Genomic DNA, 15,754 nt, shown 5'->3' with positions numbered 1-15,754 from the left:
GCTCAAACGTCGATGTTCGCGGCCCTGAGCGCGTTCTGCTCGATGAACGCGCGCCGCGGTTCGACCTCGTCGCCCATCAGCATCGTGAACACGCGGTCGGCCTCGATCGCGTCGTCGATCTGCACCCGCAGCAGCCGGCGCACCGCCGGGTCCATCGTCGTTTCCCACAGCTGCTCGGGGTTCATCTCGCCCAACCCCTTGTAGCGCTGGCGCGCGGTCGCGTTCTCGGCCTGGCCGATCAGCCAGCGCATCGCTTCGCGGAAATCGTTGACCTTTTCCTCCTTGGCGCGCTCGCCTTCGCCGCGCTTGACCACGGCGCCCTCGCCCAGCAGGTCGCGGAAGGTCTTGGCGGCCTCGGCCAGCGCCGCGTAGTCGGCGCCATGGACGAAGTCCTGCGTCAGCACGCTGCTCTTGATGTTGCCGTGATGGCGGCGGCTGATGCGCAGGAGCGGCTTGTCGGTACGGGTGTCGAATTCGCTCGACACGTCGGCCGGCGCGCCGGTGGTGTTGAGTTCGCGCAGCTTGTTCTGCAGCGCCACGGCCGAGGCCTCGGCGCTGGCGGTGGTGTCGAGGTCGAGCGAGACGCCGTCGGCGATGGCGCGCAGCGCTGCCGCATCGAGGAACACGCCGAGCCGCGCGATCACGGCCTCGGCGAGCTGGTGCTTGCGCGCCAGTTCAGCCAGCGTGTCGCCGCTGAGGGTCGTCGGGCTCGCGCCGCCGGTGGCGACGCTGGCGTCCTTCAGCGCCACCTTGAGCAGGAAGGCGTCGAGCGCCGGCCCGTCCTTGAGGTACTGCTCTTCCTTGCCGACCTTGACCTTGTACAGCGGCGGCTGGGCGATGTAGATGTGGCCGCGCTCGACCAACTCGGGCATCTGCCGATAGAAGAAGGTCAGCAGCAGCGTGCGGATGTGGGCGCCGTCGACGTCGGCGTCGGTCATGATGATGATGCGGTGGTAGCGCAGCTTGGCGACATTGAAGTCGTCGGCGCCGCCGCCCGAGGTCGTCGCGCCGGCCCGGCCGATGCCGGTGCCGAGCGCCGTGATCATGGTCAGGATTTCGTTGCTGGTGAGCAGCTTCTCGTAGCGCGCCTTCTCGACGTTCAGGATCTTGCCGCGCAGCGGCAGGATGGCCTGGAACTTCCGGTCGCGGCCCTGCTTGGCGGAACCGCCGGCGGAATCGCCCTCCACCAGGTAGACCTCGCACAGCGCCGGGTCCTTTTCCTGGCAGTCGGCCAGCTTGCCCGGCAGGCCCATGCCGTCGAGCACGCCCTTGCGGCGCGTCATCTCGCGCGCCTTGCGCGCCGCTTCGCGCGCCCGCGCCGCCTCGACGATCTTGCCGCAGATGATCTTGGCGTCGTTCGGACGCTCCTGCAGGTAGTCGGACAGCAGCCGGCCGACGATGTCTTCCACCGGCGCGCGCACCTCGCTCGACACCAGCTTGTCCTTGGTCTGGCTCGAGAACTTGGGTTCGGGCACCTTCACGCTCAGCACGCAGCACAGGCCCTCGCGCATGTCGTCGCCGGTGACCTCGACCTTGGCCTTCTTGGCCAGCTCGGTTTCTTCGATGTACTTGTTGATGACCCGGGTCATCGCGGCGCGCAGGCCGGTCAGATGGGTGCCGCCGTCACGCTGCGGAATGTTGTTGGTGAAGCACAGCACCTGCTCGTTGTAGCCGCTGTTCCACTGCATCGCGACTTCGACGCCGATGTGGGTGCCGGGGATGCCGCCGTAGGTCTCGGCGGGCTTCTCGCCGGCGGCGTAGAACACGTTCGGGTGCAGGACGGTCTTGCCCTTGTTGATGAACTCGACGAAGCCCTTGACGCCGCCGGCGCCCGAGAAATCGTCCGACTTGCCGGTACGCTCGTCGAGCAGGCGGATCCGCACGCCGTTGTTCAGGAAGCTCAGCTCGCGCAGCCGCTTGCTGAGGATCTCGTAGTGGAAATCCGCGTTTTCCTTGAAGATCTCCGAGTCGGGCAGGAAGTGCACCTCGGTGCCGCGCTTCTCGGTCTCGCCCGTGACTTTCATCGGCGAGACCTCGACGCCGTTGACGACGTCGACGATGCGGTTCTGCACGAAGCCCTTGCTGAACTCCAGCGTGTGGACCTTGCCCTCGCGCCGCACCGTCAGGCGCAGCATCTTGCTCAGCGCGTTGACGCAGCTCACGCCCACGCCGTGCAAGCCGCCCGAGACCTTGTAGCTGTTCTGGTTGAACTTGCCGCCTGCGTGCAGTTCGGTCAACGCGATCTCGGCTGCCGAGCGCTTGGGCTCGTGCTTGTCGTCCATCTTGACGCCGGTCGGGATGCCACGGCCGTTGTCGGTGACCGAGACCGAGTTGTCGGTGTGGATGGTCACGACGATGTCATCGCAATACCCCGCCAGTGCCTCGTCGATCGAGTTGTCGACCACCTCGAACACCAGGTGGTGCAGCCCGGTGCCGTCGGAGGTATCCCCGATGTACATGCCCGGGCGCTTGCGCACGGCCTCCAGCCCTTCGAGGATCGTGATGGAGCCTTCACCGTAGGTCGTGTCGGCCGGGATCACCTCGATCGGAATCGCGCTGTCGATTTCAGGGGTGTAAACCGGCTCGGTGTGCGGCACTTCCGGCTTGTTTTCTTCGCTCATCACTGTCTTTCTGTCTGGCGCCTGGCTGGGCACCGTCTGTTCGGGAGATACCGCGGAACCGGCTTCGCCGGGCCGCTGGTATCGCCCCCTGCAAGGGGGTGGGCGGCTACACGAAGTGAGCCAACCTGGGGGTGTGCTAAATCCTCATTGGCATGACGACGTACTTGAACGACGCATTCTCGGGAATCGTCATCAGCACCGAGCTGTTGGAGTCGGCCAGGTCCAGCTTCACCATGTCCTGGCTCATGTTGGCCAGCGCATCGATCAGGTAGGTGACGTTGAAGCCGATCTCGATCGTGTCGCCGCCGTAGTCGATGTCGAGCTCGTCCTGCGCCTCTTCCTGCTCGGCGTTGTTCGAGGCAATGCGCAGGGTGCCGGGCTCGATGTTGAGCCGCACGCCCTTGAACTTCTCGCTGGTCAGGATCGCGGTGCGCTGCAGGCTGGCCAGCAGCGGCGCGCGGCCCAGCGTGACCGTGTTCTTGTGGGTCTTCGGAATCACGCGGTTGTAGTCGGGGAACTTGCCCTCGACCAGCTTGGTGACGAATTCCATGCCGCCGAAGCTGAACTTGGCCTGGTTGTTCGCGAACTGCATCTCGATCGCGCCTTCGGCGTCGGACAAGAGGCGCTGCATCTCAAGCACGGTCTTGCGCGGCAGGATCACTTCCTGGCGCGGCACTTCGACGTCGAGCATGGCCGAGGCGAAGGCCAGCCGGTGGCCGTCGGTCGCCACCAGGCTCAGCTGCTTGCCCTCGGCGACGAACAGGATGCCGTTGAGGTAGTAGCGGATGTCATGCACCGCCATCGCGAACGACACCTGGCCGAGCAGGTCCTTGAGCGTCTTTTGCGGCACGCTGAAGACCGGGCCGAAATTGGCCGCTTCCTGGACCAGCGGAAAGTCCTCGGCCGGCAGCGACTGCAGCGTGAAACGGCTCTTGCCGCCCTTGAGCACCAGCTTGCTGGCGCTGGATTCGAGGCTCACGGTCTGGTCGGCCGGCATGGTGCGCAGGATGTCGATCAGCTTGCGCGCGCCGATGGTGGTCGTGAAGTTGCCCTCGTCGCCGCCAAGCTCGGCCTGGGTCCGGATCTGGATCTCGAGGTCGCTGGTGGTCAGCTGGATCTGGCCGCCGGTCTTGCGGATCAGCACGTTGGCCAGGATGGGCAGCGTGTGGCGCCGCTCCACGATCCCCGCCACCGATTGCAGCGCCGCGAGGACTTTGTCTTGTGTAGCCTTCAAAACGATCATTGTCTTACCTCTTCTTTATTTCTTTAATTCAAATTAGTAGTAGTAGATAAGGGACGCGCTGCGCTGTGGACAGGAGCATTTTCCGCTTTCGTGACAGGCACTTGCGGCAGCCGGCCGGCTGTGCGCAGCCGTGCTTTTTTGCTGTCGCGCCAAAGCGCACAACTTCGGGCCGTATCTCCAGCCTGTGGACAAGTGCCTTTTTGCACCGGAACTGTCCACAGAGTTGTCCTTTGACAGGCCGCAGCGCTTCTGTACAGGGCGCTCACCGGTCAGCCTTTGAGGGTTTGTTCCAGCACGTGCAACTGCTGGTTGAGCTCGGTGAGCTGCTGGCGCTCGCCCGAGATCTTGCGCACCGCGTGCAGCACCGTCGTGTGGTCGCGGCCACCGAACAGCTCGCCGATCTCGGGCAGGCTTTTCTGCGTGAGTTCCTTGGCCAGGTACATCGCGATCTGGCGCGGCCGGGCGATCGAGGCCGGCCGCTTCTTCGAGTACATGTCGGCGACCTTGATCTTGTAGTAGTCGGCCACCGTCTTCTGGATGTTCTCGACCGAGATCTGCCGGTTCTGGATCGACAGCAGGTCGCGCAGCGCCTCCCGCGCCAGCGCGATCGAGATCTCTTTCTGGTTGAAGCGCGAGTAGGCCAGGATCTTGCGCAGCGCGCCTTCGAGCTCACGCACGTTGGAGCGCACGTTCTTGGCAACGAAGAAGGCCACCTCTTCAGGCATCTCGGCGCTCTCGGCACGCGCCTTGTTGATCAGGATCGCGACGCGCATCTCGAGCTCGGGCGGCTCGATCGCGACTGTCAGACCCGAATCGAAGCGCGAAACCAGCCGCTCGTGAATATCCGCCAGACCCTTGGGATAGGTGTCGCTGGTCATCACGATGTGCGACTTCTTGGCCAGCAAGGCTTCGAAGGCGTTGAAGAACTCTTCCTGCGTCCGATCCTTGTTGGCGAAGAACTGGACGTCGTCGATCAGCAGCAGATCGAGCGAGTGGTAGCGCTCCTTGAACTCGTCGAAAGTCTTGCGCTGATAGGCTTTGACCACATCCGAAACGAATTGCTCCGCATGGATGTAGAGAACTTTGGAGTCCGGCCGGTCGGCGAGCAAGCGGTTACCCACCGCGTGCATCAGGTGGGTCTTGCCCAGGCCGACGCCGCCATAGATGAAAAGCGGGTTGTAGAGGTGGCCCGGCATGCCGGCCACGTGCATGGCGGCGGCGCGCGCCATGCGGTTCGCCGTGCCTTCCACCAGGGTGTCGAAAGTAAGGCCGGAGTTCAGCCGGTTCTTGAAAGCCGCAGCCGCCGGATCCTCGCCCGGCGCGGGCAGGTCGCGCGGCACGTCGGTTTCGGAAATCACGGCCATCGATACAGGCCTGACAACGATTTCCCGAGGAGCGAGCGCTAACTCGATAATCACAGGCTGACCGTAGAGCTTCTCCGCCATGGCGGCGATCTTGCCGGCGTACTGGGCCCGGATCCAGTCGAGTTTGAAGCGGTTGGCCACGAAGATCGTGACCCGCGAAAGATCGTCCGCGACCCGTGCGGTCAGTGGCTTGATCCAGGTGTTGAATTGCTGTTCGGACAGCTCCTGTGCGAGCTGGTCGACACAGGCCTGCCAGAGGCTGTCGCCGATGCCGTCACTCGGCATGGGTGCTCTGAAAAGTGGTTTGTCCCTCAGCCATCTCTCGTCTTGATATTGTGGATAGTCGCACCCGCGATGCGCCGTCGATTCTAACTTGTCAAAACCTTATCCACACCGTTTCGGCGGTCGTCGAAGAGGCCCGGATCGGCGCCGGTGATTGTGGCGCGGACGAAACTTTGCGATAATCGCGGGTTTCCCTCAAAACCTCTTTGTGTGTTTCGGGGTATGTCCGTGTATCTGGGGGCCTCAGGGGGGGCCTCAGGGGCCTCTCCGGCCAAGGACTAATTAAGAAACTTAGGAATCGCGCCGACGGCCTTCGGGACCCGGAGGCTCACACGCCGGCCTTGCCGGTGAATCAGGAAAATCATCATGAAACGCACTTATCAAGCTTCCAAAGTCCGCCGCGCCCGTACCCACGGTTTCCTGGTCCGCATGAAGACCCGCGGTGGCCGCGCCGTGATCAACGCACGCCGCGCCAAGGGCCGCAAGCGCCTGGCCGTCTAAGGCGCGCCGGCACCGTTGCCAGTCGACCCGCTGCCGCCCTCACCGTCCGACGGCGTCCCGCGGTTGGCTTCCATGCAGCGGCTCAAGACCCGCGCGCAGTTCCAGGCCGTCCTCGCAGGTGCCACCGTGGCGCGCACAGCCCACTTCGCACTGCACCGCTGCGCGCTCGCCGCGCCGGACGGGGTCGAGCCGCTGTTCGCCATCGAGGACGTATGGCTCGGCGCGATGGTTCCCAAGCGCTGGGCCCGCCGCGCGGTCACCCGCAACGCGATCAAACGCCAGATCTACACCGTGAGCGCTGCCGTCGCTGAATCGCTGCCGCGCGCGGCGCACGTGGTGCGCCTGCGCGCAGCCTTCGATCGCCAGAAATTCGTCAGCGCGGCATCCGACAAGCTCAAGGCCGCCGTCCGGGCCGAACTCCAGCAACTGCTGGAGCGGGCCGCGACGGCGCGCGCATGATGCGGCGCCTCCTGATCGGTCTCGTCAAGGGCTATCGGCTGCTGCTGAGCCCGTGGCTCGGCCAGTCCTGCCGCTTCGAGCCGACCTGCTCCATCTATGCCATCGGCGCCCTCGAGCAGCACGGTGCGGTCAAGGGCAGCTACCTCACGCTGCACCGCATCGCCCGCTGCCAGCCCTGGTGCCAAGGTGGCCACGATCCGGTTCCCCCGAAGGCACAGCGACCGACGCCCAGGCGTGGGTCGCTGTTCGCCTTTCTCTCTTCCGACGACAAGAAGTCTTCTTCATGAACGATATCCGCCGCACCATCCTGTGGGTGATTTTTGGTTTCTCGCTGGTGCTGCTGTGGGACCAATGGCAGGTCTACAACGGACACAAGCCGACGTTCCTGCCCTCGACCAAGACCGCCGCCCCTGCCGATCCGTCGGCGACGCCGGCCGCCGCGAATGCCAACGGCGTCCCGGCCGCGGCCGCACCGGCGGCCGGCGCGGTGCCGGTCCAGGGCTCAGCGCCCGCCATCGGCGAGAAGGTCACGGTCTCCACCGATGTCTTCAAGGCGACCATTGACGGTGAGGGCGGCACGCTGTCCGAACTGCAGCTGCTGCAGTTCCTCGACCAGACCAACCACGGCGGCCTGGTCGAGTGGTTCCGCCGCCTGGTCGGCCTGCCGGTGCCGCAGAACGAGGTCCGGCCCGTGATGCTGATGGAGAACGGTTCGCCCGCCACCCGCTACGTGGCCCAGACCGGCCTCTTGAACACGGTGGACACCGGCGACCGCTTCCCGAATCACCTGAGCCTGATGACGGCGCGCCCCGGTCCGCGCGAGCTGGCCGCAGGCCAGAACACGCTCGAAGTGGCCTTCGAGTCGCAGCCCGTGGGCGGCCTCAAGTACGTCAAGACCTACGTGTTCCAGCGTGGCGACTACTCGATCCGCGTCAAGCACCAGATCGTCAACGTCAGCGACAAGCCGCGCGATGCGCAGCTCTACCTGCAGTTCACGCGCCATGGCACGGTGGCGGCCGGCACCATGTTCGGCACCAACACCTTCACCGGCCCGGCCATCTACACCGAGCAGAAGAAGTTCCAGAAGATCGACTTCAGCGCCATCACCAAGGGCAAGGTCGAGTTACCGGCCCCCGCCAACGACGGCTGGGTGGCGATGGTGCAGCACTATTTCGTCTCGGCCTGGCTGCTGAACGTGCCGGGCAGCGACGCCATCAAGCGCGAATTCCGCGTCGCCGACCTCGGCAACAACCTGTTTTCGGTCGCCATGGTGCTGCAGGTGCCCCAGCTCGCGCCAGGCGCGGCGCAGACCATCGACAGCAACCTGTTCGCCGGCCCCGAAGAAGAAAAGAAGCTCGAGGCGATCGCGCCCGGCCTCGACCTGGTCAAGGACTACGGCATCTTCGCGATCATTTCCAAGCCGCTCTACTGGCTGCTGAACCAGCTGCACGGCATCCTCGGCAACTGGGGCTGGTCGATCGTCGCGCTGGTGGTGCTGCTGAAGGCGGCCTTCTACTGGCTCAACGCCAAGGCCTACGCGAGCATGGCCAAGATGAAGGCCATCAATCCGAAGATCATGGAGATGCGCGAGCGGCTGAAGGACAAGCCGCAGGAGATGCAGCAGGAGATGATGCGCATCTACCGCGAGGAAAAGGTCAACCCGATGGGCGGCTGCTTCCCGATCGTGATCCAGATCCCGGTGTTCATCGCGCTCTACTGGGTGCTGCTGTCGTCGGTCGAGATGCGCCATGCGCCGTGGATTCTCTGGATCCATGACCTGTCGGCACCGGACCCCTGGTTCATCCTGCCGGTGGTGATGACCGCCACCTCGCTGTTCCAGACCTGGCTCAACCCGACGCCGCCGGACCCGATGCAGGCCAAGCTGATGTGGATCATGCCGCTGGCCTTCAGCGTGATGTTCATCTTCTTCCCGGCCGGCCTGGTGCTCTACTGGATCACCAACAACGTGCTTTCGATCGCGCAGCAGTGGTTCATCAACAAGCGCCTCGGCGTGCTGGGCAATCCGTCGAAGGCGTCCAAGGCGCCGAAGCTGGCGAAGCCGGGCAAGTAGGCTTCGGCATCCCCGACCCGAGGGCCGCGAAAGCGGCCCTTTTTGCTGGAAGAATCGTTCCCATGCTCTCGCGCACCGCCGATCCCATCGTCGCCATCGCCACCGCCCCAGGCCGCGGCTCGGTCGGGATCGTTCGCGTTTCCGGGCGGGAACTGGCGCCCCTGGTCGCCGCGCTCTGCGGCCGGGACCTGAAACCGCGCGAAGCGACCTACCTGCCCTTTCGCGACGTCGACGGTTCCGCGATCGACCGCGGCCTGGCCCTGCACTTTCCGGCGCCACACTCCTTCACCGGGGAAGACGTGTTCGAACTCCAGGCCCACGGCGGCATGGTGGTGCTGCAGCTGCTGGTCGCCCGTTGCCTCGCGGCCGCGGCTGAAACCGATCCGGCGTCCGGCCGGCCGCGCCTGGCCGGACTGCGCGTGGCCGAGCCGGGCGAGTTCAGTCAGCGCGCCTTCCTCAACGGCAAGATCGACCTGGCGCAGGCCGAGGCGATCGCCGACCTGATCGACGCCAGCACCGAGGCTGCCGCACGCAGCGCCAGCCGGTCGCTGTCGGGCGCCTTCTCGGAGGAAATCCACACGCTGCTCGAGGCGCTGGTGCGGCTGCGCATGCTGGTCGAGGCCACGCTCGATTTTCCCGACGAAGAGATCGATTTTCTCCAGGAGGCCGACGCCCAGGGCCAGTTGGCTGCGCTGCAGGTTCAGCTGGCGGCGGTCCAGCAGCGTGCCCGCCAGGGCGCCCTGCTGCGCGAGGGCATCAAGGTCGTGATCGCGGGCCAGCCCAATGCCGGCAAGAGCTCACTGCTCAATGCGCTCGCCGGGGCCGAACTGGCGATCGTCAGCGCGGTCGCAGGCACCACCCGCGACGTGGTGTCGCAGACCATCCAGATCCAGGGCGTGCCGCTGCATGTGATCGATACCGCCGGCCTGCGCGACAGCACCGACGAGGTCGAGCAGATCGGCATCGCGCGCGCCTGGGGCCAGATCGAAGGCGCCGATGCCGTGCTGTTCCTGCACGACCTGACGCGAAGCACGTCTCCCGCGTACGCGCTGGCCGATGCGCAGATCGCGAGCCGGCTGCCCGGCAGCGTGCCGGTGATCGATGTCTGGAGCAAGCTGGACGCCGTCGCGTCGGCGCCGAGCGCACTGTCGGCCACCGGTGTCAGCCTGTCCGCACGAACCGGCGCCGGCATCGAAACCCTGCGGCGCCGCCTGCTCGAAGTGGCGGGTTGGCAAGCGGTGCCCGAGGGCGTCTACCTCGCGCGGGCCCGCCACGTGCAGGCGCTTTCGCGCGTCGAGGAGCACATCGCCCTGGCGTCCGGCCATCTGGCGGCGCAGGCGCAGTTCCTGGATCTGCTGGCCGAAGAACTCCGGCTGGCGCAGAACGCGCTGAACGAGATCACCGGCGAATTCGGCGCCGACGATCTGCTGGGCGTGATCTTTTCCCGTTTTTGCATCGGCAAGTAACTGGAAGTGTGAGTTTGTGTGACATCTGTCACCACGCATTTGAGGTTTCGCGGATACTTCCGACGCACAGCAGGGTATACATCGATGTCATCCAGCATTCAGGATCTTTGCCGCGCCATCGCGCAGAACACCAGCTACGACGCCTTCGCTCCGGCGCTGAATGCTCACCAATGGGAAACCTTGGGGGGCTATCTGCAAGCCTTCGACCTCGCGGCCGGCCAGGTGCTGATCGATCAGGGCACGATCGACCGCACGGTCTTCTTCATCGAAAGCGGCGCGCTCAGCGTGCACCTGATCGGCGACAAGGGCCAGATGCAGCTCGCGATCCTGAATCCGGGCTCCGTGGTGGGCGAAGGGTCCTTCTTTTCGCGCGCGCCCCGATCGGCCAATGTGGTCGCCACGGGCGCGGCGCGCGTCTGGCGGCTCACGGCGATCCGCTTCGCCGAACTGTCGAACCGCCAACCCGATCTCGCCCTCGAAATCACGCTGGGGCTCGGCGCGGTCATCGCCAGGCGGATGGTGAACAAGCCCAAGCGGGTGGCCGTGACCTGAAGCCCGCCGATGACCCAGGCATGCGGGAATTGCCACACGGACAACCGTGACGGCGCCAAGTTCTGCAAGGGTTGCGGCAAGAGGCTGGATTCGCCGACGCCGGTGCGGCCTGCGGCCGTGACCGGCAGCGGCGAGGAGCGGCACGCCCCACAGCGCATGCCGATGCACTCGAACCTGCCGCCGCCACCAGCGCCAGACCCGCGCCGATCGGTTCCGGCACCTGCAGCGGCATCCCTGCGTCGCGTCGAGCCGGCCAAGCCAAAAAGCTCGATCCGAAGCACCGACGCCGAGCGCCCGAACCCGTGGCGCTCAGCGGTGATCGGCCTGCTGATCGTTGCCGGGCCGGTCGCGATCGCCGCCTGGTTCTTCTCCGAGCCGCCAGGCCCTGCGATACCGCCTGTGCCGGCCCTGGCGGCTCCCCCTCCGACGCCGTCGGCGCCTGTACTTGCGGAGCCCCCGGTGCCCCTCGCGACGCCGCCGCAGGACGAACCATCGGTCCCGACCCCGACCCCGACGTCAACCCCGGCACCCGCCCCCGCCCCCGCGGCGCCCATGCCCGCATCCGTGCCCACGACCAGCGCCCAGCCCGAACCAGCCATGACGCCGCCGGCCGCCCCGAAGAAGCCGGTGCCGCCTCTGGCGCCGAAGACTCGCAAGCCGGCACCGGCACCCGCGCCCGTCGCCGCGCTGCCGGCGGCGGCGCCCGAAGAACCGGCGCCGCCGCCGCTGGCGACGCCACCCAGCCCGCAGTCGCAATGCGCGGGCCTGAATTTCTTTGCGCGCGCCCAATGCCTGGCCGCACAGTGCGCCAAGCCGGAACTCAAGTCGGACGCCCAGTGCGAAGCGGTGCGGCGGCAGCAGCGGATCGAGGAAGAAAGACGCAATCCGACGCTGCTGAACTGAGAGCCCGGCCGAGCCGGTCGACTTCAGCCCTTTTGCAGCTTGTCGATCGCTACCGCCAGCGCGCCAGGCTTGCCTGACAGCACCAGGGTGTCGCCGTCGGCCAGCACCGTATCGTCGTCGGCATCGGCGGCCTTGCCGTCGCGCCGCCGCAGGCTCGCGACCCGCACCCCCAACCCCGCCAGCGCCAGCCGCGCGAGCGGCTGGCCGATGGCGCGGGCGCCGGTCGTCAACGTGAAGCTGTTGAGCCGCTCGTGGTCGACCTCGTCCGCGGTGTCGTCGTCGGCGCCGTGGAAGTAGCCGCGCAGCAGGTTGTAGCGGGCGTCGCGCTGATCCTGAACCACGCGGATCACGCGCCGCATCGGCACCCCGACCAGCGCCAGCGCATGGCTCGCGAGCATCAGCGAGCCCTCGATCGCCTCCGGCACCACCTCGGTGGCGCCCGCCGCCTGCAGCTTCTCGAGATCGCGATCATCCTGCGTGCGCACGATCACCGGCACCTGCGGTGCATGGGCGCGGGCATTGGCCAGCACCTTGAGCGCACCCGGCACGTCCTGGTAGGTCACGACCAGCGCGCTGGCCCGCGCCAGGCCGGCCGCCATCAGCGCCTGCATGCGCGAGGCATCGCCGAACACCACCGAATCGCCGGCCGCCGCCGCCTGGCGCACGCGGTCCGGGTCCAGGTCCAGCGCCAGATACGGAATGCCTTCGCGCTCCAGCACTCGCGCCAGGTTCTGGCCGCAGCGCCCGTAGCCGCAGATGATCACATGGCGCGCCGTGTTGATGGTCTTGCGAGCGATCGTGGTCATCTGCAGCGACTGCTGCAGCCAGTCGCTGGCAACCAGTTTGCGCACGATGCTGTTGCTGTACATGATGATGAAGGGCGTCGACAGCATCGACAGCACCATCGAGGCCAGCACCGGGTTCGCCAGCCAGGCCGGCAGCAGGTCCTGGCCCTGGGCCAGCGCCAGCAGCACGAAGCCGAACTCACCGGCCTGCGCCAGGTAGAGGCCGGTGCGCAGCGACACGCCGGCGGTGGCGCCGAGCCCGCGCGCCAGCGCCGTCACCAGCGCCAGCTTGAAGGCCAGCGGCAGCAGCAGCAACGCTGCGACCAGCGCCCAGCGCTCGACCACCACGTGCCAGTCGAGCGACATCCCGATGGTGATGAAGAAAAGGCCCAGCAGCACGTCGTGAAAGGGCCGGATGTCGGTTTCGACCTGGTGCTTGAATTCGGTTTCCGACACCAGCATGCCGGCCACGAAGGCGCCCAGCGCCAGGCTCAGGCCGGCGAGCTCGGTCAGCCAGGCCAGGCCCAGTGTGATCAGCAGCAGGTTGAGCATGAAGAGCTCCTCGCTGCGCCGGCGCGCCACCAGCGTGAGCCACCAGCGCATCACGCGCGGGCCGCCATACATCAGCACGGCGATCAGGAAGCCGGCCTTCAGCAGTGCCAGGCCAAGCGCCTTCAGCAGCGCTTCCGGCGGTGCGCCCAACGCGGGGATCAGCACCAGCAGCGGCACCACCGCGAGATCCTGGAACAGCAGCACGCCCATCACGCGCTTGCCGTGCTCGCTGTCGATTTCGAGGCGCTCGGCCATCAGCTTGACCACGATCGCCGTGCTGCTCATCGTGAGCGCGCCCGAGAACACCAGCGCGGCCTGCCAGTCCAGCCGCCATGCGGCCGGCAGCCAGGAGGAAATCAGCAACGCACCGCCGGTGGCGACCGCGATGGTCAGCATCACCTGCAGCAACCCGAGGCCGAAGACATGCAGACGCATCGCGCGCAGCTTGGGCAGGCTGAACTCCAGGCCGATCACGAACATCAGGAAGACGACGCCGAACTCGCCCAGGTGCCGGATGCCTTCCGAGTTCTGGGCCAGCGCCAGCGCGTGCGGACCGATCAGGACGCCGGCCGACAGATAGCCGAGCATCGGCGGCAGCCTGAGCGAGCGGCAGATCACCACGCCGATCACCGCAGCGAGCAAATACATCAGCGTGAGATCGAGCGAGGACATGGCCTGCATGCTAGCAACACGCTTGCCTGCATCCGGGGCGAATTCGTCCTCGCGGCCGCCATGGCATGCCCGGCCGATAAAATCCGCCGATGAGCTCCCGCCCTCCCGTGATCCCCGTGACCGACCCCGAAGCGCTGCTGGCGCGCGCCCGGACGACCTTCGACATCGAAGCGGCGGCGGTGCTCGGCCTCAAGGACCGACTCGGGCCGTCCTTTCCTGCGGCGGTGCAGAAGATCCTCGAGGTGCGCGGCCGCGTGGTCGTCATGGGCATGGGCAAGAGCGGCCATGTCGGCCGCAAGATCGCGGCCACGCTCGCTTCGACCGGCACGCCGGCGATGTTCGTGCACCCGGCCGAGGCCAGCCATGGCGACCTCGGCATGATCAAGGCGGTCGACCTGGTGCTGGCCATCTCCAACAGCGGCGAAGTGGAGGAACTCACCACCATCCTGCCGGTGGTCAAGCGCCAGGGCGTACCCCTGATCGCGATGACCGGCCGGCGCGACTCGACGCTGGCGCGCCATGCCGACATCGTGCTGGACAGCGGCGTCGAGAAGGAAGCCTGCCCGCTCAACCTGGCGCCGACCGCGAGCACCACCGCGCAGATGGCGCTGGGCGATGCGCTGGCGGTGGCGCTGCTCGATGCGCGCGGCTTCGGCACCGAGGACTTCGCCCGCTCGCACCCCGGCGGTGCCCTGGGCCGCAAGCTCCTGACCCACGTCAGCGATGTCATGCGTTCGGACGAGGAGGTGCCGCGCGTCGGTCCTGAAGCCAGCCTGAGCGAAATCATGCGTGAAATGAGTTCCAAGGGGCTTGGTGCGACCGCGGTGGTCGGACCCGACGGCCGCGCGATCGGCATCTTCACGGACGGCGACCTGCGCCGCAAGGTCGAGACCGGCGCCGACCTGCGCGCCCTCACGGCGGCCGACGTGATGCACGCCGGTCCTCGTACGCTGCGCGCCGATGCGCTGGCCGCCGAAGCGGCCGATCTGATGGAGCAGCATCGCATCACGAGCGTGCTGGTGGTCGACGCCGCAGGTGTCCTCATCGGCGCGCTCAGCATCAACGATCTGATGCGCGCGAAAGTCATCTGATGGGCATCGACTTCAAGCCCGAGACCCTGCTCGCCGCCCAGGACATCCGCATCGCCTTCTTCGACATCGACGGCGTGCTGACCGATGGCGGCGTCTACTTCACAGAGCATGGCGAAACGCTCAAGCGCTTCAGCATCCTGGACGGCTACGGCCTCAAGTTGCTGCGCACGGCCGGCATCACACCGGCCGTGATCACGGGCCGGGACTCGAAGCCGCTGCGCGTGCGCCTGCAGGCGCTGGGCATCGATCACGTGCGCTACGGCACCGAGGACAAGCTGCCGGCCGCCGAGGCCATGCTGGCGCAACTCGGCTTCGACTGGTCCCAGGCCGCCGCGATCGGCGACGACTGGCCCGACCTGCCGGTGCTCTCGCGCGTCGCTTTCCCGGCCGCGCCGGCCAACGCCCATGCCGAGGTGCGCGCCATTGCGCGCCACGTGACCGCGGCGCGCGGCGGCGAAGGCGCGGCGCGCGAATTCTGCGACCTGCTCCTGACTGCTGGCGGTCACTACCGGCGGCTGCTGGACCAGGCGCGGGGCTTCACCGAATGAAGTCGACCTGGAGCGTTCTGCGCGATGCCTTCGACCGCCTGACGATCTACCTGCCGATCATCCTGGCCGCGGTGCTCGCGCTGGGTACCTACTGGCTGGTGCGCAATGCGCCGGAATTCCTCGCGCCCGTGCCCAAGGAGGCGCCGACGCACGAACCCGACTATTTCATGCGCGGCTTCTCGGTGAAGAACTTCCTCCCCAACGGCGACCTGCGCAGCGAGGTGTTCGGCAAAGAGGGGCGGCACTACCCGGACACCGACACCCTCGAGGTGGATCAGGTGCGCTGGCGCTCCATTTCGCTCGAGGGGCTGGTCACGCACGGCTCGGCCGATCGCGGCGTGTCGAACGGCGACGGGAGCGAGATCCAGCTCTTCGGCAATGCGATCATCATCCGCGACGCGGCCAAGTCGCAAGACGGAACGCTGCTGCCCCGGCTCGAGTTTCGCGGTGAGTTCCTGCACGCCTTCCTGGACACCGAGCGGGTCAAGTCGAACCAGCCCGTCACCTTGATGCGCGGAACGGACCATTTCACGGCCGATTCGATGGATTACGACAGCCTCACCGGCGTCGCCAATCTGCACGGTCGCGTGCGCGGTCTCCTGATTCCGGCACAGGCCGCACAGCCAGGGCCGAAGCGCTGACGC

Annotated in this window: 14 protein-coding genes; 10 read left to right on the top strand and 4 right to left on the bottom strand. The window is 66.8% G+C overall.

The genetic code is table 11. The annotated features are described in order from the left end of the window. Positions 1-2: 2 nt before the first annotated feature. From gyrB to dnaA, 3 genes are all read right to left on the bottom strand, one after another. Entirely contained in the window at positions 3-2,621 is a 2,619-nt protein-coding gene (gyrB, locus tag AC1D2O_RS18535; RefSeq protein WP_478157683.1) for a DNA topoisomerase (ATP-hydrolyzing) subunit B, read from the bottom strand. A 136-nt stretch (positions 2,622-2,757) separates the two neighbouring features. Next, the gene (gene dnaN, locus AC1D2O_RS18530) at positions 2,758-3,864 is read right to left on the bottom strand and encodes a DNA polymerase III subunit beta (RefSeq protein ID WP_478157682.1); all 1,107 of its coding nucleotides are present in this window, start codon (positions 3,862-3,864) and stop codon (positions 2,758-2,760) included. 269 nt (positions 3,865-4,133) lie between these two features. Then, a complete protein-coding gene (gene dnaA / locus AC1D2O_RS18525) occupies positions 4,134-5,513 on the bottom strand; it encodes a chromosomal replication initiator protein DnaA (protein WP_478087383.1) in 1,380 nt (459 codons plus the stop codon). A gap of 363 nt (positions 5,514-5,876) precedes the next feature. On the opposite strand from dnaA, the gene rpmH reads away from it, so the two are divergent. The 7 genes from rpmH to AC1D2O_RS18490 all read left to right on the top strand — a co-directional run bounded on the left by rpmH (position 5,877) and on the right by AC1D2O_RS18490 (position 11,462). After that, positions 5,877-6,011, top strand: coding sequence for a 50S ribosomal protein L34 (rpmH, locus tag AC1D2O_RS18520; protein WP_007834827.1), 135 nt, complete (start codon positions 5,877-5,879; stop codon positions 6,009-6,011). 72 nt (positions 6,012-6,083) lie between these two features. Further along, positions 6,084-6,470: a ribonuclease P protein component gene (locus tag AC1D2O_RS18515; protein ID WP_478157681.1), complete on the top strand. Its 387-nt coding sequence runs from the start codon at positions 6,084-6,086 to the stop codon at positions 6,468-6,470. After that, complete coding sequence (yidD, locus tag AC1D2O_RS18510) at positions 6,467-6,757, top strand: membrane protein insertion efficiency factor YidD (RefSeq protein WP_478092831.1); 291 nt, start codon at positions 6,467-6,469, stop codon at positions 6,755-6,757. The genes AC1D2O_RS18515 and yidD overlap by 4 nt, the downstream gene beginning before the upstream one ends. Beyond that, positions 6,754-8,541, top strand: a complete 1,788-nt coding sequence (gene yidC, locus AC1D2O_RS18505; RefSeq protein ID WP_478092833.1) for a membrane protein insertase YidC — start codon at positions 6,754-6,756, stop codon at positions 8,539-8,541. Before yidD ends, yidC begins: the two co-directional genes overlap by 4 nt. A gap of 62 nt (positions 8,542-8,603) precedes the next feature. Beyond that, positions 8,604-10,007 carry a tRNA uridine-5-carboxymethylaminomethyl(34) synthesis GTPase MnmE gene (mnmE, locus tag AC1D2O_RS18500; protein WP_478092834.1) on the top strand — a complete coding sequence of 468 codons (1,404 nt, stop codon included), beginning with the start codon at positions 8,604-8,606 and terminating at the stop codon, positions 10,005-10,007. A gap of 84 nt (positions 10,008-10,091) precedes the next feature. Beyond that, positions 10,092-10,559, top strand: a complete 468-nt coding sequence (locus AC1D2O_RS18495; protein WP_478092835.1) for a Crp/Fnr family transcriptional regulator — start codon at positions 10,092-10,094, stop codon at positions 10,557-10,559. Between the two features lie 9 nt (positions 10,560-10,568). After that, positions 10,569-11,462 (top strand): zinc ribbon domain-containing protein, encoded by an 894-nt coding sequence (locus tag AC1D2O_RS18490; protein WP_478157680.1) that lies wholly within the window; start codon positions 10,569-10,571, stop codon positions 11,460-11,462. 23 nt (positions 11,463-11,485) lie between these two features. Here AC1D2O_RS18490 and AC1D2O_RS18485 read toward each other — a convergent pair whose 3' ends face one another. Then, positions 11,486-13,471 carry a cation:proton antiporter gene (locus AC1D2O_RS18485; protein WP_478157679.1) on the bottom strand — a complete coding sequence of 662 codons (1,986 nt, stop codon included), beginning with the start codon at positions 13,469-13,471 and terminating at the stop codon, positions 11,486-11,488. A gap of 89 nt (positions 13,472-13,560) precedes the next feature. Between AC1D2O_RS18485 and AC1D2O_RS18480 the strand changes: the two genes are divergently transcribed. The 3 genes from AC1D2O_RS18480 to lptC are packed head-to-tail and all read left to right on the top strand — an operon-like array spanning position 13,561 to position 15,751. After that, positions 13,561-14,562: a KpsF/GutQ family sugar-phosphate isomerase gene (locus AC1D2O_RS18480; RefSeq protein WP_478093737.1), complete on the top strand. Its 1,002-nt coding sequence runs from the start codon at positions 13,561-13,563 to the stop codon at positions 14,560-14,562. Beyond that, positions 14,562-15,110, top strand: a complete 549-nt coding sequence (locus AC1D2O_RS18475; protein WP_478093739.1) for a KdsC family phosphatase — start codon at positions 14,562-14,564, stop codon at positions 15,108-15,110. The genes AC1D2O_RS18480 and AC1D2O_RS18475 overlap by 1 nt, the downstream gene beginning before the upstream one ends. Beyond that, positions 15,107-15,751, top strand: a complete 645-nt coding sequence (gene lptC / locus AC1D2O_RS18470; RefSeq protein ID WP_478093741.1) for an LPS export ABC transporter periplasmic protein LptC — start codon at positions 15,107-15,109, stop codon at positions 15,749-15,751. Before AC1D2O_RS18475 ends, lptC begins: the two co-directional genes overlap by 4 nt. The last annotated feature ends 3 nt before the right edge of the window (positions 15,752-15,754 follow it).

Source organism: Variovorax sp. P1_G12, from assembly GCF_056405555.1.
This window is presented reverse-complemented; position numbering and strand designations above follow the sequence as displayed.